Source organism: Nonomuraea sp. B1E8 (genome assembly GCF_039871515.1).
Taxonomy (GTDB): Bacteria; Actinomycetota; Actinomycetes; order Streptosporangiales; family Streptosporangiaceae; genus Nonomuraea.
Window position 1 is genome coordinate 1,032,424 of record NZ_JBDPLS010000001.1, and the last position, 23,084, is coordinate 1,055,507.

At 71.5% G+C, this 23,084-nt stretch carries 21 protein-coding genes; 7 read left to right on the forward strand and 14 right to left on the reverse strand.

Features of this window, described 5'->3' with window-relative positions; all coding sequences use genetic code 11:
* Positions 1 to 13: 13 nt before the first annotated feature.
* On the reverse strand, positions 14 to 2,911 hold the full coding sequence (locus tag ABGA98_RS04900; RefSeq protein ID WP_347616935.1) for an ATP-binding protein: 2,898 nt from the start codon (positions 2,909 to 2,911) through the stop codon (positions 14 to 16).
* A gap of 166 nt (positions 2,912 to 3,077) precedes the next feature.
* Positions 3,078 to 5,021, reverse strand: a complete 1,944-nt coding sequence (locus tag ABGA98_RS04905; protein WP_347616936.1) for a hypothetical protein — start codon at positions 5,019 to 5,021, stop codon at positions 3,078 to 3,080.
* Positions 5,022 to 5,191: 170 nt separating this feature from the next.
* Between ABGA98_RS04905 and ABGA98_RS04910 the strand changes: the two genes are divergently transcribed.
* The 3 genes from ABGA98_RS04910 to ABGA98_RS04920 are packed head-to-tail and all read left to right on the forward strand — an operon-like array spanning position 5,192 to position 8,573.
* Complete coding sequence (locus ABGA98_RS04910) at positions 5,192 to 5,854, forward strand: hypothetical protein (RefSeq protein ID WP_347616937.1); 663 nt, start codon at positions 5,192 to 5,194, stop codon at positions 5,852 to 5,854.
* Positions 5,851 to 6,498: a hypothetical protein gene (locus ABGA98_RS04915; RefSeq protein ID WP_347616938.1), complete on the forward strand. Its 648-nt coding sequence runs from the start codon at positions 5,851 to 5,853 to the stop codon at positions 6,496 to 6,498. The genes ABGA98_RS04910 and ABGA98_RS04915 overlap by 4 nt, the downstream gene beginning before the upstream one ends.
* An 8-nt stretch (positions 6,499 to 6,506) precedes the next feature.
* Entirely contained in the window at positions 6,507 to 8,573 is a 2,067-nt protein-coding gene (locus tag ABGA98_RS04920) for a hypothetical protein (protein WP_347616939.1), read from the forward strand.
* A 26-nt stretch (positions 8,574 to 8,599) separates the two neighbouring features.
* On the opposite strand, the gene ABGA98_RS04925 is transcribed toward ABGA98_RS04920, so the two are convergent.
* From ABGA98_RS04925 to ABGA98_RS04965, 9 genes are all read right to left on the reverse strand, one after another.
* On the reverse strand, positions 8,600 to 9,841 hold the full coding sequence (locus tag ABGA98_RS04925) for a hypothetical protein (protein WP_347616940.1): 1,242 nt from the start codon (positions 9,839 to 9,841) through the stop codon (positions 8,600 to 8,602).
* Positions 9,842 to 10,079: 238 nt separating this feature from the next.
* A complete protein-coding gene (locus ABGA98_RS04930; protein ID WP_347616941.1) occupies positions 10,080 to 10,385 on the reverse strand; it encodes a DUF1416 domain-containing protein in 306 nt (101 codons plus the stop codon).
* Complete coding sequence (locus ABGA98_RS04935; RefSeq protein ID WP_347616942.1) at positions 10,385 to 11,224, reverse strand: sulfurtransferase; 840 nt, start codon at positions 11,222 to 11,224, stop codon at positions 10,385 to 10,387. The genes ABGA98_RS04930 and ABGA98_RS04935 overlap by 1 nt, the downstream gene beginning before the upstream one ends.
* Positions 11,221 to 11,634: a DUF4395 domain-containing protein gene (locus ABGA98_RS04940; RefSeq protein WP_347616943.1), complete on the reverse strand. Its 414-nt coding sequence runs from the start codon at positions 11,632 to 11,634 to the stop codon at positions 11,221 to 11,223. The genes ABGA98_RS04935 and ABGA98_RS04940 overlap by 4 nt, the downstream gene beginning before the upstream one ends.
* Positions 11,635 to 11,866: 232 nt before the next feature.
* Positions 11,867 to 12,340 (reverse strand): thioredoxin family protein, encoded by a 474-nt coding sequence (locus tag ABGA98_RS04945; RefSeq protein WP_347616944.1) that lies wholly within the window; start codon positions 12,338 to 12,340, stop codon positions 11,867 to 11,869.
* 28 nt (positions 12,341 to 12,368) lie between these two features.
* Positions 12,369 to 13,148, reverse strand: coding sequence for a zf-HC2 domain-containing protein (locus ABGA98_RS04950; protein WP_347616945.1), 780 nt, complete (start codon positions 13,146 to 13,148; stop codon positions 12,369 to 12,371).
* Positions 13,145 to 13,657 carry a sigma-70 family RNA polymerase sigma factor gene (locus ABGA98_RS04955; RefSeq protein WP_347616946.1) on the reverse strand — a complete coding sequence of 171 codons (513 nt, stop codon included), beginning with the start codon at positions 13,655 to 13,657 and terminating at the stop codon, positions 13,145 to 13,147. The genes ABGA98_RS04950 and ABGA98_RS04955 overlap by 4 nt, the downstream gene beginning before the upstream one ends.
* A 91-nt stretch (positions 13,658 to 13,748) precedes the next feature.
* Positions 13,749 to 14,414, reverse strand: a complete 666-nt coding sequence (locus ABGA98_RS04960) for a DUF2993 domain-containing protein (protein ID WP_347616947.1) — start codon at positions 14,412 to 14,414, stop codon at positions 13,749 to 13,751.
* Between the two features lie 65 nt (positions 14,415 to 14,479).
* Positions 14,480 to 14,731 (reverse strand): MoaD/ThiS family protein, encoded by a 252-nt coding sequence (locus ABGA98_RS04965; RefSeq protein WP_347617708.1) that lies wholly within the window; start codon positions 14,729 to 14,731, stop codon positions 14,480 to 14,482.
* A gap of 175 nt (positions 14,732 to 14,906) precedes the next feature.
* Between ABGA98_RS04965 and ABGA98_RS04970 the strand changes: the two genes are divergently transcribed.
* The 3 genes from ABGA98_RS04970 (at position 14,907) to ABGA98_RS04980 (ending at position 19,643) form a co-directional block, all read left to right on the forward strand.
* A complete protein-coding gene (locus tag ABGA98_RS04970) occupies positions 14,907 to 15,599 on the forward strand; it encodes a response regulator transcription factor (RefSeq protein WP_132599964.1) in 693 nt (230 codons plus the stop codon).
* A gap of 120 nt (positions 15,600 to 15,719) precedes the next feature.
* Positions 15,720 to 19,169: a tetratricopeptide repeat protein gene (locus tag ABGA98_RS04975; RefSeq protein ID WP_347616948.1), complete on the forward strand. Its 3,450-nt coding sequence runs from the start codon at positions 15,720 to 15,722 to the stop codon at positions 19,167 to 19,169.
* 102 nt (positions 19,170 to 19,271) lie between these two features.
* Positions 19,272 to 19,643 (forward strand): hypothetical protein, encoded by a 372-nt coding sequence (locus ABGA98_RS04980; RefSeq protein WP_347616949.1) that lies wholly within the window; start codon positions 19,272 to 19,274, stop codon positions 19,641 to 19,643.
* A 49-nt stretch (positions 19,644 to 19,692) separates the two neighbouring features.
* Here ABGA98_RS04980 and ABGA98_RS04985 read toward each other — a convergent pair whose 3' ends face one another.
* A complete protein-coding gene (locus ABGA98_RS04985; RefSeq protein WP_347616950.1) occupies positions 19,693 to 20,355 on the reverse strand; it encodes a hypothetical protein in 663 nt (220 codons plus the stop codon).
* 24 nt (positions 20,356 to 20,379) lie between these two features.
* The gene (locus tag ABGA98_RS04990) at positions 20,380 to 21,594 is read right to left on the reverse strand and encodes an FUSC family protein (protein ID WP_347616951.1); all 1,215 of its coding nucleotides are present in this window, start codon (positions 21,592 to 21,594) and stop codon (positions 20,380 to 20,382) included.
* 85 nt (positions 21,595 to 21,679) lie between these two features.
* Between ABGA98_RS04990 and ABGA98_RS04995 the strand changes: the two genes are divergently transcribed.
* Positions 21,680 to 22,282 carry a dienelactone hydrolase family protein gene (locus ABGA98_RS04995; protein WP_347616952.1) on the forward strand — a complete coding sequence of 201 codons (603 nt, stop codon included), beginning with the start codon at positions 21,680 to 21,682 and terminating at the stop codon, positions 22,280 to 22,282.
* On the opposite strand, the gene ABGA98_RS05000 is transcribed toward ABGA98_RS04995, so the two are convergent.
* Complete coding sequence (locus ABGA98_RS05000) at positions 22,272 to 22,967, reverse strand: zf-HC2 domain-containing protein (protein ID WP_347616953.1); 696 nt, start codon at positions 22,965 to 22,967, stop codon at positions 22,272 to 22,274. The genes ABGA98_RS04995 and ABGA98_RS05000 overlap by 11 nt on opposite strands.
* Between the last annotated feature and the right edge of the window lie 117 nt (positions 22,968 to 23,084).

Consider the following 23,084-nt stretch of genomic DNA (forward strand, 5'->3'; position numbering starts at 1 on the left):
CCGGCAGCGCACCTCAGGGGGTCGGAATCGGAGCGGGGGACGCGGCCGGCGGTTCGGCGAAAGCGATCTCCGGGACGCCGCCGTGATCGAACGGCAACACGAAGCGGCGCGGCCACGACAGCACCCCTTCCAGCCATCCGGCCCCCATCGTCTGCGCGACGTGCCGGAGCCGGGCCGACGCCTCGATGCCGATGGCGACCGTCATGACGTCCCGCTGCACCGACTCGTTCTCGTCGTCCCCGAGGATCACCCGCCAGGCCAGCTCCCGGTTGCGGTCCACCTCCATCGACAGCGGGTGGTGGCGCAGCGCCTTGGCCCGGTGGCCGAGCAACTCGGTCGGCGCGAGGTCGCCGACGCCGTTGCCGTTCGGCTGGCGGAAGAGGGCGTACTCCATGGGCGGGGCCGGGGTGCGCAGGTCGGGAGCCGGGCGGCCGTACGGGAAGAGCCGGTCGACCTCGTGCAGCCAGCGCACCTGCGGGATGACCCACGACGCCCCCGGCCGCTCGCCGCCGTTGTCGAGCGCGGACAGCAGCCGCGTGGCCGTCTCCGCGGCCTTCTCCGTCAGCAGCGCCGGGTCGAACCAGCTCCGCAGCGACCAGGCGCGCCGCTGCACCGACCGCTCGATCAGGGTGGCCAGCAGGCACTCCCTGCGCCGCGCCGGCAGGTCGGCCCAGACGGCCGACAGCGCGCGCGGCACGCCGGGCAGCGGCCGGTTGCTGACGAACGCGAGGACGACCGTCTCGCACCAGATGCGCAACCAGGCCCACTCGGGCGCGTCGGCGAGCACGTCGGCCTCCCGCAGCTCGACCAGCGTGCACGCCTGCCCGGTGCGGCACTGCTTGCCGCAGGCCGCCGACCTGCGGCCGCGGATGGGCGGCGGCGGTCCCGGCACCACCTTCTCCCTGGACTCCCCCAGCGGCACGCGCACCCGCAGCGGCCGGTCCATGCCGTCCGCGAAGACGGCGGCCGAGCCGGGCTGCAGCGAGACCACGTGACGGGACTGCTCGTCGCTGAGGTTCATGGCGGCGCCGACGAGCTTCCTGTCGTCCTCGGCGGGCAGCCGGTGCACGACCTTCAGCGCGGTGTTCTTGACGACGTCGGAGATGAGCTTGGTCGGGATCTGCTCGGCGACCACGATGCCCTCGCCGTACGCCCTGATCTCGGCGAGCAGGCCGGCCAGCAGCTCGACGGCGTGGGTGGAGGCCCGGCCGTGGCCGCGGTCGCGCAGCAGCCGGTGCGCCTCCTCGATCACGATGACGTGCCGCAGCTCGGGCGACTTCTCCCGCCTGGCCCGCATGCGCAGGTGCTCGACGATCCTGATGATCAGCGTGCCCATGAGGAACGCCTTGTCCTCGTCGTTGGCGACGTCCTCGATGGCCAGCACGACGTCGCGCTCCAGCAGGCCGCCGATGTCGGCGGGGTGGCCGCCCTCGAAGAAGCGGCCGGCCGAGCCGACGCGCAGCGAGCGCAGCCGGAGCGAGATGAAGCCCTCGACGTCGGCCTGGACCTCGCGGCCGTAGCCGATCTCCTTGATGACGTCCATGGCGTGCTGCTGGAGTTGTTCGAGTGTGGGGACGCTGGGCGGGACGTTCGCGCCGGGGACGGCGCCGCCCGTGACGACGTCCCAGCCGGTGGCCTCGTAGACGCGCTGCAGGGCCAGGGACATGATCTGCGGGAACGGCTCCTCGGCGTCGAACGCCGCCATGAAGAGCGCCCTGACCATGTCGATGTGGGCCTGGACGGGGTAGCCGGGCTCGGGTTCGAGCGGGTTGATGCTGAACGGCACGCCGTCGGGCGCCGACGGGTTGATCACCGTGAGGGGGTCGTCGATCCGGCCCGCCATGGCGGCGTACTCGGACTTGGCCGGTTCGATGGCCAGCCAGGGGATGCGGGCCCTGCTGAGCTGCTCCAGCAGGTGCCTGACGGTCTGCGACTTGCCGGAGCCGGTCGCGCCCGTGATGAACGCGTGCCGGTTCAGCGTGGCCAGCGGCACCTGGAACGTGCCGACGCCCCTGTCCTGACCGTCGAGGATCTCGCCCAGCTCCAGCTCACCCGCGTCGGCCTCGGACGTCACGTCGAAGAAGCCCGAGTCGAGCACGCGCACCCCCGGCACCTCCCGCCGGGGCAGCCCGGCCAGCGCGGCCAGCGCGCCCGCGGTCGCGGCGAACGGGGCCGCCGCCCCGTCGGCCGGGTCCTGCATGGTGATGGCGAGGGCCTCCGACAGCGCGTAGACGGCGCCGTGCGAGCTGCGCAGCCGGTACGGGTGGTGGCTCATCTCGACGGACCCGACGAGCACGGGCGCGATCTGCCGCAGCTCGTCCGCGGTGGCGCCGCCGGCCAGCACGCGCACGTTCCAGAGCCCCGCCTCGCGGAAGGCGTCCAGCTCCTGCATGCGGCGCTCGGCGCGCTCGGCGTCGAAGCGCGAGCGCTCGGAGGCGTCGCCGTACTGCCTGAGCACGTTGAGCTGGGTACGCAGGTGCGCAACCTCGGCGTCGAGCAGGTCGGTCGGCTCGGCCACCACCAGCCACGCGAAGGGCCGCGACATGAGCGTCACCAGCGTCGACTCGAACAACGTCGGCCGTTTCAGCTCGTCGGGGTCGACCTCGGAGAACTCCCTCCCCCTGCCGCCCAGCGGGGGCGCCTGCCGCCCCGGGCACGGCGTCCACACCAGGTCCGCCAGATCGGCGAGGTACTCCTCGTCGAGTTGCACGCCGCGCGCCCCGCCAGGGAACAGCAGCGGCTGCGGCCCGCTCGGCCGGCCGGGCGCGTCGGTGGACCTGCGCGGCTGGCGCGGCGGCGAGAGCGGCCCCGCGTTCGTGATGAGTTCCAGCGGCGCACCCGACCCTCTGGACAGCCACCCGATGACGAACGGCCGGTCGCGTTGCGCCGCCGAGAGCACCGCGGGAAGCACGGTGACGAAATCCCATTCCGCCGACGAGCTTCGCGAGGGTGCTGCGATCGACTGGATTCGGTACCAGGGTCCGCTCAGCGAGACGCTCGGCTGCATTTCATTCCCCCACAGACGGTTCTTTGTAAATTCCGTCAACCGTCAGCTCGTCGCCTTGACATTGACCATGTCATTGCCTGCCCTTGCGCCAGTCCAGGCGTGGCGGTGGTGGTCCGAGGTTCGGAGGGGGCTCTCCGTCGCCGTCCTGGGCGCTCGGGTCGAGCGCGAGCACGGCGTCGCGTACGTGCTCCAGCTCCCCGAGGGTGGTCTTGGGGAAGGCGAGGATGGCCGGGTTGGCGTCGGCGAGGCGGACACGCCTGCCCTGGGCGGTCGCGTCCGTGACGATCACGGACGTCGTGGGCAGCTGCTGGAGCTGGTGCGGCTCGACCAGGAACTCGCGCGAGCGCTGCAACACCCGCTCCTTCTCCGAGATCTTGTCGGCGGTCCTGCCCCATTCGGTCGACTCCGTGATGTCGCCGGCGAGGTCGTGACTCTCGTCGCGGTCGTCCTTGGCGTCCTCCACCTGCGCGACCGTGGAGATGTAGCCGCCGTCGAGCCCCGGCAGCGAGTCGCTGATCGTCTCGGTGAGCTGTGCCAGCTCCAGCCGGTGCTCGGTGCCGACGTGCTCGCTGGCGACCCGGGCGTCCTCGGCGTTGCCGAGCCGCATGAACGCCACCGCCGCGTGCCCGCGGCCCAGCCGCTCGCGTACGGCCGGCGTGAGCGACCTGTACGTCAGCACGAGCCCCGTACGCGAGGTCTCGCAGGCGTCCATCAGCCGGTCGAGCACGTCGCCCCTCAGCTTGTCCGCGCCCGCCACGATGATCGTGTGGTACCAGGGCCGGTCGGAGGCGGGCGACTGGCGCAGGATGTGGGTGAGCGCGGTGGCCACGTACGTGCCGAGCACCCGGTTGCCGAACATGCCCGCCTGGCGGTCCATGCTCACCACGCGGAGCCTGGCGGGCGGCAGGCGTACGGCCTCCGTGCCGAGCGACTCCAGCTTGCGCAGCTGCGACTCCAGCGCCCAGGCCCGCTCGATCACCACGCGGTCGCTCACCCCGCGGCCGAACAGCGTGCCGATGCGCTCCAACTGCGTCGCGGTGATCAGCCCGAACCTCAGGTCGTCGCGCGGGTCGCCCACCTGCGCCAGCGCCCGCAGCGCGGCCGTGACCTGGCTGATCGTGGCGTTCTCCCCGAGCACTTCGAGCACCCGCTCCAGGATCGCGTTGTCGAAGCTGAGGTCGCGCGTGCTGCGGTGCTCCTCGCTCACGCTCACCACGTGCGCCAGCACGTCGGCGAACGCCTCGGGCTTGAGCGTGGCCCCCAAGTCGAGCTTGGCCAGGTCCACGGGGAGCACCCAGACCAGCGGGTCGTCGCCGCCCTTGCGGGCCAGCTCGATCAAATCCTTGGCGATCGCGCCCTCGGACAGGTCGAGCACGGTCAGGTGGCCGCCGCTGTAGAGGCGGGTCGCCCCGAGCAGGGTGACCAGGGCCGACCACCCGGGTAACGTGCCGCCCGCCACGTCGATGCGGTCGAGCTCGTCGGGCACGGCGACGGCGTACCAGGTGAGCTGCTTGTCGTGGCGGTCCTTCTGCTCCTGCCACTCGCGGTAGCGCTGGGCGTGCTCCTCCTGCGCGCGGAACAGCTCCCTGTCGCGTTCGCGGCGCTGGCGCTCGTCCTTGGCCTGCTGCTCCAGCACCCGGTACTTCACCGCCCTGTCGCCCTGCAGCAGCGCGAACGTGCAGATGCCCGCCACGCCGCCGGCGGCCACCACGCCGAGCAGCGCGAACGGCCACGTGAGGTAGCCCGCCACCGCGGCGGCCAGGATCAGCGCGGTCACGACCAGCATGAAGGTGCGGAAGAGGCGTACGGGCCGGTTGAGCATGTCCTCCTGGAGGCGCTCGCGGCGCAGGAGCGCGAGCCGGGCCGGGTCGTCCTCGCCGGCGGAGGGCTGGTCCTCGACGGGGGACGGGCGCTTCGGGGGCGGGCCCGGGTCGGGATGCAGCAGGATGTACTGCCAGCCCAGGTAGATGCGGTCCGCCTGGAGCTGGGCATGCTCGGGATGCACGTCCGCCACGTGACCCTCCGGCCGCCGATATGTCATTTGGAGTTGGGGTCAGCCCTTTCCGTTCCGTGCCAGCGTATGAGTTACAACCCCCGCAGTGGCAGGGTTTCTCGGCAATTCGACCACTCCGATGGGAGCATTGCGGCAGATGAGACAAGCGAGACCTATTACCATCCTTATTCATGACGGAACCCTCCGGCGGCAGCAGTGACAGGCCCAGACGCCCCGTAGTGGTGCCCGCAATCGCGCTGACGGCCTTCACGGCCGTCGGCATCACCGCCCTGCTCGGCGGTCTGCGCGAGGCCCCGGAAGAGCCGGAGGCGCTGGGCCCGGGCGCGGTGATCGACCAAGGCCAGTTCACCACCAAGGTCGTCGAGTCCCGCGTGACGGTGGAGCGTGCCCAGAACCGGTTCGAAGAGGACAAGCGGTTCGTGGACGTGGTCTTCGACGTCAAGAACAACGGCGACGAGACCGTCCCCGTCGGCGTCCCGCCCCAGAAGATCGAGTCCGCCTTCACCCTCGCGTCCTTCGCCGGCTCGCTCGTCAAGATCGACCCCGTCTTCCCCAAGGACGCCGGCCCCTACGTCTTCGCCCGGAGCAAGGGAGACGAGACCCGCCAGCTCCACCCCGGGATCACCAGCCAGGTCGTCCTTCGCTACCGGCTCAAGGACACCGAACAGCCGCCGCAGAAGATCTCTCTCGACGTGGCCGCCTTCGAGTGGGAACCCGACTTCAACAACGTCACCCCCCGCTGGAAGATGGTCGCCACCGAAGTAGGCGACAAGTGGCTTCCCGACATCAAGGCCCGGGTGACCCTGTCGGTCAAGGAAGGTGACGCAGCGTGACCGACACGCAGCAAAGATCATCCGTGGCGCCCGCCCGCCGTGGCCGGCGCGCCGGACGCCGCCCCGCCGACACCTCGCGGCTGCTCAGCGCCCTCGTCGGGCTCGCGCTGGCCGCGGCCGCCATCATGCTGCAGACCATGTACCTCGACGAGGGCGAACTGAGCCTGCCGCTGACCTACGTGGGCGACAAGGGCGAGGACGTGGACGCCAAGCGGTTCACGGTGCGGGTCGACTCGTACATGACCGCCAAGTCGATCAGAAGCGCCACCAACAAGACGATCGGCACCGACCACCTCTTCCTCGTCGTCAACGCCTCGGCCAAGTCCAGCCTCAAGCCGTACAAGCTGGGCCAGCCCGTGCTGATGACCGAGGACGGCAAGAAGTTCAGCGCAACCGACCGGGTGGACAGCTCGCAGACCCTCTCGAACGTCTGGGTGCAGCCGGACATCTGGGTCAGCGGCCGCTACTTCTTCGAGGTGCCGGCGTCGGCGCTGCCGGGAGCGCGGGTCGTGTTCGCGATGCCCCCGACCTTCCTCGTGGAGTCGTACCAGCCGGAGGCCGAGGTCGACCTCGGCCTGGACGAGGCTGCCGCGCGCAAGCTCGCCGCCTCGCCTCAGGACGTCTTCTCGATGGCTAAGAAGTGAGCGCAGGGATGAGTACGAACGACGAGCGTGACTGGTTCGCGCCCAGGAACGACCGGCGCCGCGAAGAGGACCCGCCGCCGCCTCCGCCCAGCCAGACGACCCCGGCGGGGCTCGGCGCCCACTCGGGCCGCTTCCCTCCCGGGCAGGTGATCCCGCTCGAAGAGGGCATGTATCCCGATCTCACTTCGGGCGCGGGCGCAGGCCGCAGCCCCGAGGAGACGGCGCCCGTGCCGAGGGTGCCGTCGGGCCCGGCCCCTGAGACCGCCCCCGTACCCAGGGTGCCGTCAGGCCCGGCTCCCGAGACCAGCCCCGTACCCAGGGTGCAGGGGGCCCCGGACGGCGAGACCGCGGCCGTGCCGCGGCTGCCGTCGGCGGGCGAGGTGCCGTCCGGCCGCGAGAGGCCTGCCCGTCGCGGCGGGCGTCGCAGCCGCGAGGCACCGCCGTCCGGCTACGGCACACCACCCCAGGGACAGGAGCTACCACCCACCCCCAGCTCCCCCTACGCCCAGGAACCGCCCGGCCCTTCCCCCTACGGCCAGGAACCCGGCCAGGGCTCCCCCTTCGGGCAGGAAGCGCCCGGCCAGAGTTCCCCTTACGGGCAGGAGCCCAGCTCCGGCTCCCCTTACGCACAGGAGCCCAGCCAGAGCCCGCCTTTCGGACAGGAAGCGCCCGGCCAGGGTTCGTTGTTCGGCGCGGGCGGGCGCGCCGGGCCGGGCGGTGGCGTGTCCGAGCAGGGCGTGCGCCCCGAGCAGGGTGTACGTCCCGAGCAGGGTGTACGTCCCGAGCAGGGTGTACGTCCCGAGCAGGGCAGGCGCCCGGGGCAGAGGGCCGCACGGGGGGCGCAGGGACAGGCGGCGTCCCCACGGCATGGGATGGCGGGTGCTCCTGGCGTGCCCCAGAGCCGGGCCCGGCACCGGCATCCGGACCAGCAGGTCTGGCCTCCCGCCTCCCGTGAGCCCCAGGAGGGCCTCACGCAGCCGCTTCCGGCCGTTCCGCCCGCCGCCGACCAGCCGCCGTCCCCGTACGACCAGCCGTCGCCACAGCCGTCGCCGTACGACCAGCCGTCGCCACAGCCGTCGCCGTACGACCAGCCGTCACCGTACGGGGGCACTCCGGCCGGATCGACGCCTCAGGGTGCCTCCGGGGCGGCGCAGGCCGCCGCCGCGGGCGCCGGGGCGGCAACGGTCGCCGCGTCTCATGCCCCCGGCCCAGGTGGGATGCCCCAGCACGCCGACCCCGCGGCCGGCGGGCCGTCGGCCGCGCTCGCCCAGCACCGTACGTCCCATCCCGACGATCCCCAGGGCGGTCCCTACGACGGCTCCCAAGGCGGACCCCAGAGCGGACCCCAAGGCAGCTCCCAGGGCGGACCCTACGATGGTCCCCAGGGCGGCCCTCAGAGCGGCCCGCAGGGCGGTTCGCAGGGTGGCTCCCGGGGCGGGGCTCGCGAGGGAGCGCAGGACGGCGCTCGGGGCAGGGCGCGAGCGGGCGGCGGGAGGCGTTCGGCGAAGGGGTCGCGCAACCGCAAGGTCCTGATCGCCGCCGGGGCCGTGGTCGTGTCGCTGCTTTCCATGGGCGCGCAGACGGTCGACGGCTACCTGTTCTACGAGAAGGTCTCCGCGCAGGAGACCAAGGAGGTCGTCGTGGCCGCCGGCCAGGCGGGCACCGTCCACAACATCGAGTGGACGGCCGCGGTGGAACCCATGAAGGCGCCCGCGGGCAGCAAGCACGGCCCCGAGGTCACCTGGCTCAAGGTGGGCATCACCAAGAAGGTCGTCAACGAGTCGAGCGCCACCATGACGGCTCTGCCCAACGAGATCAGGCTGACGGACCGCGCGGACCGTACGTGGACCGTGGAGCTGCAGGACGGCGAGCGGCCGACGGACCGGCTGGTGGTGGGCAGGACGTACAAGATCGACGGTGTGGCCATCGTGCCGACGCCGGTGGCGAACGAGGTCGAGATCTCGTTCAGGCCGAGCGGCTACCGTTCCGACACGCCGGTGGAGGACCTGTTCGACAGGGAGGCCATGGAGAAGGCGGAGAAGGACGACACGGTGCTGCGGTTCCGGCGGCGCTGAGCCTCTCGTCCCAAGGATCCCAAGGCTCAGACGTCGCTGAGCCGCTCACCCTTGGCGCGGGCTCTGGTGGCCGCGATGTCGAACGTGGCCGCCAGGAGCGCCATGGTGAGCACGGTCGTGATCATCTCGCGCAGGAAGCCGACGGGCGGCCCGGCGAAGGCCCACGTCCATTCCGCGCGCGAGCCGATGAGGGCCCGCAGCCCCCGGTCGCCGTACTGGGCGGCCACCGAGATGGCCACGTAGCACAGGCACATCATGCCGAAGAGCGGCGCGCCGCCGTTGAAGACCATCCGCAGGGAGTTGGCCAGCGGCACCCAGCGCTCCCTGAATCCGATGGTGACCTGGTCGAACGACTTCTTCGTGAGGTCGTGGCTGGACTCGAGGCGGTCCACGCCGCGCTCCAGGCGGGTGCCCTTGAACAGGGTACGGGTCTCGTCGGAGAAGGCGCCGTAGACGAGCATGGCCACGGTCAGCCAGGCCAGCGGGACCGCGACCGCGTCCAGGAACAGCGGCCAGATCTCCCCGAACGTGCTCGTGATGCCGTCCCACAGCGGCACGTTCTTCTGCGCCTCGGACCAGACCTCCTTGGATCCGGCGACGACTGTGCGGTGCTCCATCCACTCAGAGCGCGCGTCGGCGATGGCGACGGTGGCGTTCAGCCCGTAGAACATGAACGCGAACTCGGAGAAGGCCGCGGCGAAGCCGTAGAACTTGGTCTTGCCCTGCTCCACGAGCTTCGCGAAGAGCGTCTTCAGCCCGAACATGACGACCATCGCGCCGAGCGACACGCGCCAGTCGAGGTCGACGAGGCCGCGACCGACCTGCGAATCCTCACCGAACCAGGACGCGTCCGTCATTTCATCGAAGTTGTGGAACAGGTCCATCTGGTAGATGTCCCTGGCGTCCTCGGTGTGGAATCCCCACGCCAGGTAGAGCACGGCGAAGGCGGGGGCGACCCGGTCGAGCGTACGGAAGAAGCGCTCGTCGGCCACGCCCTCGCCGGCCCTGGCGCGCATCTCCCACAGCGCGTTGCGCAGGCAGTAGAGCATGCCGGCGGTGACCGTCACCGCGGACATGACGACCAGCGTGAGCATGGTCATGACGGCCACCAGCCGGAGCTGCCGGAAGTCGCCGTAGGCCACCTCGGTGGCGCCGTACATCAGCACGAAGCGCACCAGCTCGCCGGCCGCGAACCAGAAGATCAGCGGCACGGCGCATCTGCCCACGAGCCGTAGCGTGTGCAGGGGCAGCGAGTACGGCGACGGCATCCGCTGAGCCGGCGTAGGCCCAGGTCGGGGCGGATCCATCACACCTGTCGAACCGGACATCTGTCGAATCGTATCGGTCTGTCCCTTCTGCCGCAGCCGCAACTCCCTGATTGCGTGCACGATCAGTTCCAGGGCGGTGACACATGCGTGACGCGCAAGCCGACCCCGGCGACGTACGCGGCCCCCGCACGCGCGAAGGCCCGCGTCAGGAAGACGCGGGCCTCACGGGAGAACGGGCTCAGACGGCCACGGCGAGCTGGGCGACCTCGCCCAGCTTGGCCTCGACCTGGACGTCACGGGTGACGCCGCCGCCCGCGATGATGCGTACGGTCCAGTCGCCGGGAGCGGCGAAGAACCGGAAGACGCCGTCGTCGGAGACCACGACCTCGCCGGTGAACTCGCCGGACCCGTCGAGCAGCCGGGCGTAGGCCGTGCCGGCGCCGGTCACCACACCCTGGATCACGGCCTGGTTGGACAGATCGATCCCGGCCGGCAGCTCGATCGTCTGCTCCGGCGCTCCGCAGCCCTGTGCAGCGCTCGTCATCAGCGGGCCTCCCCCAGCTCGATCGGCACGCCCACGAGCGAGCCGTATTCGGTCCATGAACCGTCGTAGTTCTTCACGTTGTCCTGCCCCAGGATCTCGTGCAGGACGAACCACGTGTGCGCGGAACGCTCGCCGATGCGGCAGTAGGCGATGGTGTCCTTGCCGAAGTCGACTCCGGCCTCGGAGTAGAGCGTGCGCAGGTCGTCGTCGGACTTGAACGTGCCGTCGTCGTTGGCGGCCTTGGACCACGGGATGTTGCGGGCCGTGGGCACGTGGCCGCCGCGCTGCGCCTGCTCCTGCGGGAGGTGCGCGGGGGCGAGCAGCTTGCCGGTGAACTCGTCGGGCGAGCGCACGTCGACCAGGTTGAGCTTGCCGATGGCGGAGACCACGTCGTCGCGGAAGGCGCGGATCGCGGTGTCCTGCTCCTTGGCGACGTACTGGGTCTTGGGCCGCTGGGGCACGTCGCGCACCAGCTCGCGGGAGTCGAGCTCCCACTTCTTGCGGCCGCCGTCGAGCAGCTTGACGTTGTCGTGGCCGTAGAGCTTGAAGTACCAGTAGGCGTAGGCGGCGAACCAGTTGTTGTTGCCGCCGTAGAGCACGACGGTGTCGTCGTTGGAGATGCCGCGGTCGGAGAGCAGGGCCTCGAAACCGGTCTTGTCCACGAAGTCGCGACGCACCGGGTCCTGCAGGTCCTGCTGCCAGTCGACCTTCACGGCGCCACGGATGTGGCCCTTGTCGTAGGCGCTGACGTCCTCGTCGACCTCGACGAGAACGACTCCGGGGGTGTCGAGGTTGGCCTCGACCCAGTCGGCGTCCACCAGGGCGGCGGAGCGGCTCATTGGGATACCTCCATGTTGGCAGCGGGCGTTAGACGACGAATGAGCAGGTACATCTCGCAGCCGAGGCAGAATCCGAAGGCTGCGTTGAGGAATGCGGCGAGGAGAGCCGCGGCCGTGGCCGCCAGGGCCAGCGGCACGATCCCGGTGAGGAACCCGACCAGGCCCGCGACCGCGAAGACCAGCCCGGCCAGCTGCGCGAAACGCGGCGGGCGGGCGTCTTCCGTCTCCGTGGGCGCGCTCTTGACGAACGCCTTGAAAAGCATCACATAGGGCGAGCGGGCGGCGACTCCGAGCGCGAAGACCGCCGCCTGGGCGGCGAGAAGCCAGACGCTCTCCGTCACCAGGACGGAGAACAGGACCAGCGTGGTGATGGCCGCGCCGAAACGCAGCGCTCTAGGGTCGGCACGCATCGTGGGATGCTCCTGAAGGGGTCGACTGGAGCGGATCGGATATCCGCGAGATCGTCCTCAGGCAGCGCGACAGAGCGCGGTGGCGACGCGGCAGAAGTCAACCGCGCGCCGCTTTGTCAGCAGCTCTGTCGATGGGTTCATGTTCACGACCCTACTCGGCGTCTCGTCATCTGTCACTTCTCGTCCGGTTATTGAGACTATCCGCCTGGTACGCGGACCGGCCACGACGTCGTCACCCGGGCGGCAGGGCGTCGGCCACCGCGGCCAGCACGTCGGCCCTGCGGGGCTGGCCCGAGGCCCTCTTGACGACGGTGCCCGCGGCGTCGAGCACGAGGACGGTGGGCGTGCGCATGATGTCGAGCCGGCGTACGAGGTCGAGCCGCGACTCGGCGTCGATCTCGACGTGGCTCACCCCCGGCACGAGCGTGCTCACGTCGGCCAGGATCCGCCGGGTAGCCCGGCACGGCTGGCAGAACGCGGTGGAGAACTGCACCAGCGTCGCCCGCTCGCCCAGCCCTTCGCCCAGGTCGGCCCCCGTCAGCCGCTCCGTCAGCTTCTCGGGCTGCTCCCCGGGCAACCTCTCGGGCAACCTCTCGGGCAGCCGCTCCCCGCCCACGTCACGCATCCTTCCGCCGCGGCGCAGGTGGACCACGCCGATCACCGCACCGAGCGCCAGCGTGGCCAGCGCCACCCACAGACCAGACATCCCTTGGTGCAACCGCGGACGGCCGCGATTACTTCCGCACCGGGATCCGTACGAGCGCCTTCCCGTTCTCGTCGACGAGCTCGAACCTGGCGATGTCGCCCATGGGCAGCGACGTCGTGCTCTTGAAGACGGCCTTGTCCTGGTAGCGGACGTCCCAGCTCCCGGCGGGGTCGCGCCGCCCGTCGCGGGCCACGACGACGAGCCGGGCGGTCGTGCCGGCCGACACGCCGTCGACGCTCACGCTCAGCTCGGTGCCGCCGTCGCCGGGGAAGGCCGTCACGGTGGCGCGGTAGCCCTTGGCACTGTTCTCGCCGGCGAACGGGCGGCCCGCGACCGCCCTGTCCGACGACTTCGGCACGGGTGCCCTGCTCGGGCTCGGCTTGGAGTCGCTGAAGAGCTCCGGTCTCGACTCGGCCTTATCCTGGGCGGACCGCGACGATTGGGCGACCGCGGGCGCGGCGGCCGAGTCTTCATGGCCGGCGGTGTCGACCGTCGTCCAGACCGTGCCGCCCACCACCAGCACCGCGGCGGACGCGGCGACCGCCATCAGCGCGCGGCCACGCCTGTTGCGCCTGGCGCGGTCGTTCAGCAGCCGGTGGAGCACCTGGCGAGGGGGGCTGGACACCAGCTCCACATCGTGTTCCGACACCTTGCCGAGGAACGACGCCACGCCCTCGAACTCGACCAGCTCGGCGCCGCACGCCTCGCAGGTCGCCAGGTGGTCGTCGATCTCCAGTGCCTCGTCAGGGTCCAGCGCTCCGAGGGCGTGCGCCCCCATGGACAGCCGGATCTCTTCGCACGTCATCATGGCGCCAGCCCCCGCTCCTCGAGCGCCAGTTTCAGGGCGCGCAGCGCGTAGTAGGTGCGCGACTTGACAGTGCCCGGCGGGACGCCGAGCGTCGCGGACGCCTCCCTCACCGACCGCCCCCGGTAGTAGACCTCCAGGAGCACCTCGCGGTGCTCCGGCCGCAGCGCGGCCAGCGCCTCGGCCACGGACCACGACTCGACGGCCCGCTCCAGCTCGTCGTCGGCCGGTATGACCGCCAGGGCCTCGTCGCTGGTCTCCTGCGGCCTGGCCTTCCTGGCGCGGTGCTGGTCGAAGACGAGATTGCGGGCCACGGTGAACAACCACGCCCTGATCGGCCGGTCGGAGAGCGCCTCGGGATGCCGCCAGGCCCGCAACAGGGTCTCCTGCACGACGTCCTCCGCACGCCCCGAATCACCGGTCAGCCGCAGGACATAGCCGTAGAGCGGCCCCGCGTGCTCGTCGAAGAGGGTCCTCACGAGTTCCTCGTCGGCCGTGCCGGCTGCGCTCACAGGGTCCTTCCCCCCGTGAGCTCCGCCCTGGCCCGCTCGCTGCGCTCTCTCACGTCCCTCATCACGTACGCGAGGGCGCCGCGGTTCATCCTTATCCACGAATCGGCACGTCAGACGCTTCGGCCGCGAACTCCAGCCCGTCGGCCACGTTCTTCACCCCGGTCACCTTGACGTCGAAGGGCAACTTTCCCTTGAACGGGATCGTGTACGAGATGAACCGCGCGGCCTGGTCAGGCACGCCCTCGATCTTCTCCGCCTGGAGCCTGAGGCCGCCGTCGGCCACCTCGACCGTCATCTCCGCCTCGAACGTCACCTTCCTCACTCCGACCGTCACCTCGCCCGATGCGACGAGCCGCTGCCCGTTCCCGCTGATCTTGACGCCGCGCGGGGCGAACTTGTCGATCGTGGCCCTGGTCAGCGTGCCGTTGACGGTCACGCGCCGGGCCCTGATGTCGGCTCTGTTCTGCAGGACGCCGTCCAGCGGGGCCGTCACGTCGTAGGCGGCGCCCCGCAGGTTCTGGACCGGCACGCCGGCGTAGGTCAGCGTGCCGAGGTCGAAGCGGACCTCCGGATAGTGCCCGGACAGGGCCTGGGTGAGAAAGGGGATGCCCTCGATGGTCACCGTCGGCGTGCCGGACAGATCGCCGGCCGCCGCGATCCTGTTGGCGAGGTCGCGCTGCACTCCTGCCACGGCGACCCTGTCGACGGCGACGAGGAGGACGATCAGCACGATCAGAGCAATGATCAGCTTCCGCATGGGGCTCCCAGTCTCAAGCGGGGGTCAAAAGAGCCTACCGATTCCTTCCCCGCAGGAGACGGCGATCACCCGCCCGCGAAGGGCGGCAGCACCTCCACGGTCGCGCCGTCGCCGAGGACCACCTCCTGGTGGGGTCGCCTGCCGACGGGAAGGCCGTCCACGAGGAACGAGGACCGCCGGACAACCCGTGCAAGATCGGCACGATTTTGTGTGATTTGCGTCATGAGTTCGTCAAGAGTGACCGCGTCGAAGGATTCTTCCGCGACGCCGGCCGCCTCCTTGGCGGCGGCCCAATAACGTACTTTTCCCCTGGCCATGGGCACCTCACAATCCCTTTAATCCTATTGTGCGTCGCCCTTAACACGCATGTTTCCGGCGACGCCCTGTTCATCCCGAGGACGCGCAATGGACACCACTTACCCGTGAGATATCCTCGCCTACAGGACTCGGGCGACGTAGCCCCCGGGTCCTTGCGCGTTTGAGGAGGCCCTGATGAGCAACTTGCTCCTGCTGACCAACGCCCTCGAGCCGTCCGCCGAGGTGCTTCCGGCGCTGGGGCTGCTCCTCCACTCGGTCAGGGTCGCGCCCGCCGAGGCGTCCGCGCTGATCGACACCCCGCCCGCCGACGCCGTCCTGGTCGACGCGCGCAAGGAGCTCGTGCAGGCCAAGAGCCTGTGCCGGCTGATCCGCACGACCGGCATCGACTGCCCGCTCCTGGTGATCGTGACCGAGGGCGGGCTGGCCGCCATGAGCGCCGAGTGGGGCGTCGACGACGTGCTGCTCGACAGCGCCGGGCCGGCCGAGGTGGAGGCGCGCCTGCGCATGGCCACCGGCCGCATCTCCCAGGCCGCCACGGAAGACGCGCCCGACGAGATCCGCAGCGGCGACCTGGCCATCGACGAGGCCACCTACACCGCGCGGCTGCGCGGCCGGGTGCTCGACCTGACGTTCAAGGAGTTCGAGCTGCTCAAATACCTCGCGCAGCACCCCGGCAGGGTCTTCACCCGCGCCCAGCTGCTGCAGGAGGTCTGGGGCTACGACTACTTCGGCGGCACCAGGACGGTCGACGTGCACGTGCGGCGGCTGCGCGCCAAGCTCGGCACCGAGTACGAATCGCTCATCGGCACGGTCCGCAACGTCGGCTACCGCTTCGTCCCCGACCGGGCCGACACCGCGCACGTCTGATCCGCACGATTGACAGCGGGCTCACCGCTGGCGTCCACTGATGTGACAGGTTTTCGTTGGGGCTGTTTCACGCCTGTCATGTCGAGGACACCGCCGTCCTGAGGGGATGTGTGGTGCGGGGTGGATCTGTTCAGGTCACTGGTCGACGAGGGCGCCAGGCCGCGCGTCTACCGGCGGGGCGAGATCATCTGCTCGCCGTTACGGCCGGCCACCTGCGTCTTCCTGATCGAGCACGGTTACGCCCGCGAATATGTGCCCGCCGGCGACCGTGATGCCGTCCACGACCTGCGCGGCGCCGGCGACCTCGTGGGCGAGCTGGCCTTCTGGAGCGCCGCCGACCGGGTCAGGATCGACGCGTTGACCGAGGTGCGGGCGTGGCCGATCGACCTGCGCCGGCTGCGCGAGCACGCCTCCGCGAGCCCGGCCGTGGCGACCGCGCTGGTGCAGGAGCTGTTCGCCAGGAACATGGCGGCCCGCAGGCACGAGGCGCTCGCCCGCGCCCCCGTCGCCGCCCGCCTGGCCGTCTGGCTGCTGCACCTCGACGAGCGTTACGCGCTGGCCTCGGAGTCCGCGCCGCCGCTGTCCATGGAGACGCTCGCCGACCTCGTGGGCAGCTCACCCGACGTGGTGCAGCGCCGGCTCACCGAGTGGGCGCGGCGCGGCTGGCTGGTCCGCACCGGCTACCGGCGGCTGCGCGTCGAGGACCCGGTCGCGCTGCGGGACGCCGCGGGCGGCTGGGAGCACCTGTCGGCGCCCTGGGAGGGGCACGTGACGCCGTTCCTGGCCCGGCCGGGAGCGCCGCCCGCCGGGCAGCTGCCGGTCGCCGAGGTGCCCGTCCCCCGCCAGCTTCCCGCCGACGTGCCCGACTTCACGGGGCGCCAGCAGAGCCTCGACCTGCTCACCGCCTGGCTGGAGCGGCCCCGCAGGACCAACACCATGGTCGTACAGGGGCTCCCTGGAGTCGGCAAGACCGCGCTGGTGACGCGCTGGGCGCACCTGCACGCCGACCGGTTCCCCGACGGGCAGATCGTGATCGACCTGCGCGGGCAGTCGCCGGGCCTGCCGCCGATGACCTCCGCCGAGGCGCTCGGGCAGATCCTGCGCTCGCTCGGCATCGGCGAGCACATGCCCGCCTCCGACGAGGCCGAGCTGATGTTGCTCTACCGCAGCAGGATCGCCGGGCGCCGGCTGCTGCTCATCCTCGACAACGCCGCCGACCCCGGGCTGGTGCGGGCGCTGCTGCCGGGCAGCAAGGACTGCGTGGTGCTGGTGACCAGCCGTACGCGGATGGCGCCGCTGCACGCCACCGGGCACGCCGACCTCATGGACGTGCCGGTGCTCGACCCGGGCAACGCGGTGGCGCTGCTCGTGGCCGTGCTCGGCAAGAACTCGCCGCGGGCGGCCGACAGGGACGCGCTGGCCGAGCTGGCCAGGGTGTGCTCGTACCATCCGTTCGCGCTGCGCATCTCGGCGGCCAAGCTGGCCGAGAACCCCGGGCTCAGCGTGCAGGCACGGGTGCGGGAGCTGCGCGTCCCCGACCGGCCCGCGGCCGGCGACCCGGAGGAGGCGTTCAGGTCGGCGCTCGACCTGGCGTACGAGTCGCTGGGCCCCGCGCAGCGGCGGGCGTTCCGCCACGTCGGGCTGCTGCCCGGGCGGGACTTCGCGCCCGAGGTGCTGGCCGCCGCGCTCGGCGTGCCGGTGAGCGAGGCCGTGCTCGCGCTGGAAGGGCTGCACCGGGCCTACCTCGTCGAGCCGCTGGCCGGGCCGCGTTACCGGGTGCACGACCTGGTCAAGCGGCTGGCCAGGGAGCTGGGCAGGCACGCGGAGGCGGGCGTACGGGAGGCCAGGGTGCGGCTGCTCGACCACTACCTCGCGGTCGCGACCGAGCCGGGAACGCCGCGCGGGTGGTTCGAGGCCGAGCGGCGCTCGCTGGTCTCGGCCGTACGGCTGGCGGAGGAGAGCGGCACGCACGGGATGGCCTGGCGGCTGGCGGAGGCCGTGTTCGAGCCGTTCAGGAGGCTGCGCTACTACGAGAACAACCTGGAGATCCAGCAGGCCGGGCTCACCTCGGCGATGCAGGTGAGCAACCGCCGGGCCATCGCGGTCATGCGCAGCAACCTGGGCTCGATCCACCGCGACATCGGCCCCTCGACGCTGGCGGCCAGGTTCATCGGCGAGGCGCTGGCCGACTTCGCCTCCCTCGGCGACGACGCGGGGCGGGCCAAGGCGCTCAACGACCTGGCGGAGGTGCACGGCATCGCGGGCAACAACGAGGACGCGCTCAAGTGCGCCGGCGAGGCCCTCGTCCTCTACCGGGACATCGGCGACCTGTCAGGGGTGGCCGGCTGCCTGCACACGCTCGCCCGGCTGCACCTGTCCCATGCGCGCTACGAGCCGGCGCTGCAGTACGCCCGCCAGGCGCTGGACGTACGGGAGAAGCTCGGCGACCGCAGGGGCACCGCGCAGAGCCTGATCATCATGGCCAGGGTGCAGCAGAACCTGGGCGAACCCAACGCGGCGCTGTCCGAGGGCCTGGAGGCGCTGTCGATCTGCCACGAGCTGGGCGACGAGCACGCCGAGGCCGAGACGCTGCTCTGCCTCGCCGAGATCTACGACCTGCTCCGGCTGCAGGAGGACGCGCAGCGCGACGCCGAACGGGCACTGGCCGGCTACACCGCGACCGGCGACCAGCACGGCTGCGGGCGCGCCCTCAGCGCGCTCGGGCGCATCGCCCGCAACAGCTCGCGTTACGACGAGGCGCTCGCCCACTACGAGCAGGCGCTGGCCGTACAGGTGGAGCTCCACCACGAGCAGGGCAGGGCGGAGACCCTCGGCGACATCGGGCTGGTGCACTGGCGGCTGGCCGACTACCTGCGCGCCGACGACTACCTGAACCAGTCGCTGATGATCAGCAGGGTGATCCACGACGAGCCGGTGGAGGCCCGCATGCTCAACAGGCTCGCCCGGGTGCGGCGGCGGCAGGGCCAGCCGCAGGTGGCCTTCGTGTACGCGCTCGAAGCCCTGGACATCGTGCAGGGCACGGGCAACCGGCGGGCGGAGGCGGACGTGCAGGAGACGCTGGCGTACACGTACCTGTCGCTCGGGCAACACCGGCCCGCGCTGCGGGCGGCCAGGGCTGCGCTGCTCATCAGGGAGGAGCTGTGCGACAGCCGGGCCAGCGCGCTGCTGTCGATGGCGCAGGCGCTGCACACGGCGGGCGAGCCGGCGACCGCGCTGGCGCTCGCCAGGGAGACGGTCGAGTTGCAGAACGAGACCGGCACCAGGGACAGGTGGGCGGCGGCGCTCACGACGCTGGCCATGGTGCTGCTCGACCTGGACCAGGCCGACGAGGCGCTGGTCCACGCGAAACAGGCGAAGGACGTCCACCAGGAGTGCGGGACGCGGCGCGACCTCGGGTGCGCGCTGCGGGCGCTCGGGCTGATCTCGGCCCGGCTGGGCGACAGGGCGGCCGCCGCCGAGCAGCTGAGGGAGGCCGTGCGGACGCTCGAAGAGGTCGGGGACGTCATGGAGGCGCGGCGGGTGGCGGAAGAACTCCGCCGCCTGACCTGAAAGGCCGTCAAAAGTCGGGAATTTCCGGCGGTGAGGTCGCAGATCTTTCCCGGATTCTGCCGTTAGCTGGTGCGACCAGCTACTCCAGCGGAGGTGATCCGGATGCTCAAGAATCATCTGCGTCGTGACCTGCAGTGGCTCAAGCGCCAGGCGCGAAAGGACCGGCGGATCACCGCCGTCCTGCTCGCCGGCGTGCCGGCCTTCTGGGTTCGCCAGCTCTGGCCGTGGGAGACCGCCGACGGGGCGCCCCTGATCCTGCTGGCCATCTCGTTCGGGCTGATCTCAGGGTCGGCGATGGCCTGGCTGGCCTCGGCCTACTTCGTCACCAGGACCCTGCGCACGCGCAAGGAGCCGGCGGAGGAGCTGCGCTGGGTCTCCAGGATCAGCAGGGCCAAGGAGTGGGCGTTCTGCTCGCTGGCCGGGTGCGTGGCCTGGCACCTGCTGCAGTTCGTCACGGCCCTGGTGCTGCTCTGAGCCGCGGGCTCCACGGGGGCGGGCGGGGCGTCGGTGGCGTCCCGCCGTCTCATTCCAGCAGGGCGTGTTCGAGGGCTTCGACGCGGATGCCCGTGCCCGTGTGGACGAACTGGACGATCTCCGCCGTGTCCAGCTCCGCCGTGCCGAGCGCGAGGTCGGCGTGGGCGTCGCACCACTCGACAAGCCGGCGGGGATCGGCGAGCGGGCCGGCGAAGTGCACGAGGCTGACGTACCAGCGGTCGCGGACCCGGCCGTGCTCCAGGTCGCGCACGCCCCGCGACTCCAGCGCGTGGGCGAAGCGCTTCCACAACGTCACCAGCGTGTCGTCCTCCGGGTGCCCGCAGACCAGCACGCCGCCCGGGTGCGGGCTCACGCCTCTCAGGCGCACCCTGGCCCTCGGCAGGCCGCCGGCGGCCTCGGCCAGCGCGGCGGCGTAGGCGCGGCGGAGCGGGTCGTCCTCGGGGATGCGGGCGCGGTACGGCTCCAGGGACCTGAGCGTGACGTGCAGGGCCCGGCCGCCGTGCACCCAGTGGCCCGGGGCCTCGATGGTCGCGGACAACTCCGTCAGGCGATCGGCGATCTCCCGCTGGGGACGGAGCACGGCCGCGGCGCCCCAGCGTCTCGCGCCCTCCACCATGGGAACGTCGTGGGTGGCCCGGCCGGCCAGCAGAGCCGCGCGCCCACTGGCCCGAAACTCGGCGAAATCGGACATCCGAGCAGTATGCCAGCATGGCACTCATTCGTAGGCGGCCTCAGGGAAGGCCGCCTTGTGCGGGCCGTTGTCCGGGTCGAACTCGTAGCGGATCCTGGCGCAGTCGTCGAGCAGCGCCCCCTGCAACGTCCTTAGCTCCCGGTGCCTGGTCCGCTCGAACTCCTTGGCCAGCACCTCCTGCCGCCGCCTTCCCTCGTCCAGCGCGGCACGCAGTTCCTTCATGTCCCTCCGGTAGGACCCCTTGCCGCTGCCGCGGCTGATCTGCAACATCCCGAAGGCGCCGAAAACGCGCGACAGCGACTCCAGCTCCTGGGCGAGCGGATCGGGCAGGTCCGCACCGCGCTCGCCGGGCAGGCCGCGCGCGCCCGCGATCAGGTCCACCAGCCCTCTGGCGATTCCCCTGAGCTGGCTACAGGCGTGGTCCAGGCAGGTGGCGGCCTCGGCGACCTGGCGCAGGCGGGTGTCGTACCGGCTGCGCCGCAACGTCAGGCGCACCGACTCCGCCGCCTGGTCCGCGGCCTCCTTCGCCTCCTCCAGCCGTTGCGAGAGCGTCCTGGCCCGCTCCAGCCACTCGTCCGCCATGTCGCGGTCCCACTCGCCGCCCAGCCCGCGCGCCATGTCCGCGGCCAGGTCGGCCAGCTCGCCGGAGAGCCCGCACAACTCCGTCGCCGCCCGCTCCACGTAGCGCGGCGGAAGGATCAGCAGGTTCGCCGCCACGCCGATGAAGGCCCCGATCAGCACGTCCGCGAGGCGGGCGAAGCCGTACGTGTTGCCCAGCGCCAGCACCAGCAGCGCCGTGATCGGGATCTGCACGTTCTGGGCCGGCAGGTTCAGCAGCCGGGCCAGCACCAGACCGGACGAGATCAGCACCGCCAGCGTCAGCTCGTTGGCGCCGAGCAGCCAGATCACCCCCGTGGCCGCCGACACGCCCACGATCACCGCGCCGACCTGCTGCAGCCCTCTCACCAGAGTGCTGTACGCGGTCGCCGACACCGTCAGCAGCACGCCGATGGGCGCCAGCACCGGCACGTCCACCTTCAGCACGTGGGCCGCCAGCCACCAGGCCAGGACGCAGGCCCCCGTCACCTTGAGCGTCTGGACGAACGACTCGCGTTCCATGCGCAGCCAGCGCCCCAGGCCCAGACCGCGGGCCCGGCCGAGCGCCGCCTTCCCACCCGAGACGATGCGCTGGAGCGGGGCGCCGTGCCGCTCGTGCCGGCGCCCCGATTCGGTCTCCATGTCCCATGCCCTGCCCAGCCGGGCAGCGGATAGAGCTGGGCGAACAGGGGTAGCGGGCTGGCAGGCTGTGAAGGAGGTGTGGCACGTGCCCGGCGATCTGGTCGTCCCCGGCGGCGCTCGGGGAGTGGTGCTGTTCGTGCACGGCAGCGGCAGCGGCCGCCTCAGCCCGCGTAACCGTTACGTAGCCGGCGCGCTCAACGAGGCAGGGCTGGGCACGCTGCTGTTCGACCTGCTCACCCCGGAGGAGGAGACGCTCAGGGCGAACGTCTTCGACATCGGGCTCCTGACCGGGCGGCTGCTGGAACGTACCGCGTGGGTGCGCGAGCAGCGCGCGACGGCGGGCATGCCGATCGGCTACTTCGGCGCCAGCACCGGCGCGGCGGCGGCGCTGGCGGCGGCGGCCGAGCCCGGCAACCTGGTCGCCGCGATCGTCTCACGCGGCGGCCGGCCCGACCTGGCCGCGGAGAAGCTGGCCGCGGTACGCGCCCCCACCCTGCTCATCGTCGGCGGCAGGGACCCGGTCGTGCTGAGGCTGAACGAGGAGGCCCAGCGGCGGCTGAACGCCGAGAGCCGGCTGTCCGTCGTGCCGGGCGCCACCCACCTGTTCGAGGAGCCCGGCGCGCTCGAGATCGTGGCCGACCAGGCGAGCGACTGGTTCACCGGCCACTTCTCCGCACTCAGACGGTGATCGTGCCCAGGGTCCTGCCGTCCGAGGTCTGGATGGTGAAGTGGTTCAGCTCGTCCTGGGGGAGGCTGGTGCCGCCGTGCAACAACATCGGGTCAGGCGACCCCGGCACGCCGTACCCCGCCGCGGGGACGCCCCAGCTCGCCACGACCTCGGAGCGGCCGTCGTCACCCACGGCCATGAGCCGGCACTGCAGCGGGCCCTTGACGCCCTTGAGCTCCAGCGCGACGTGGGTTCCCCAACCCTTGTCCTCCAAGCCGATGACGCTGGACACGCCGGTCGCGGAGTCGGTGGCGGAGTAGGTGTCCCCGGTCATGAGCAGCGCGCGGGCCGGGCTGTGGACGCTGTCGGGGTTCGGGCCGCCCATGAAGGAGCTGCCGGCCAGGAAGACGCCCGCGGCCACCACGAGACACGCGGCGGCGGTCATGAACGTGCGGTGGAACCGGCGGCGACGGCGCTCCGCGATCGCCTTGCGCACCAGGATCGACTCCACCTGCGGGTCCGGCGGGCTGGGCAGCAGGTCGTCCGGGTGCACCCCTTTGATCAGCTCCCCCACCTCCGTGAACGACCCCACCTCCGCGGCACAGCTCCCGCAACCGGCCAGGTGGTGCTCGAAAGCGGCTTTCTCCTCCTCGCTGAGCAGGCCGAGCGCGTACGCGGCCACGTCCTCGTGACGCACCTCCGTCATGGCGGCGTCACCCCCCTTACGTCGTGACGCACCCTTCTCACGGCAGCGTCACCCCCCTTGCGTCGTGACGCACCACGCTCATGGCAGCGTCACCCCCCTTGCGTCGTGACGCACCAC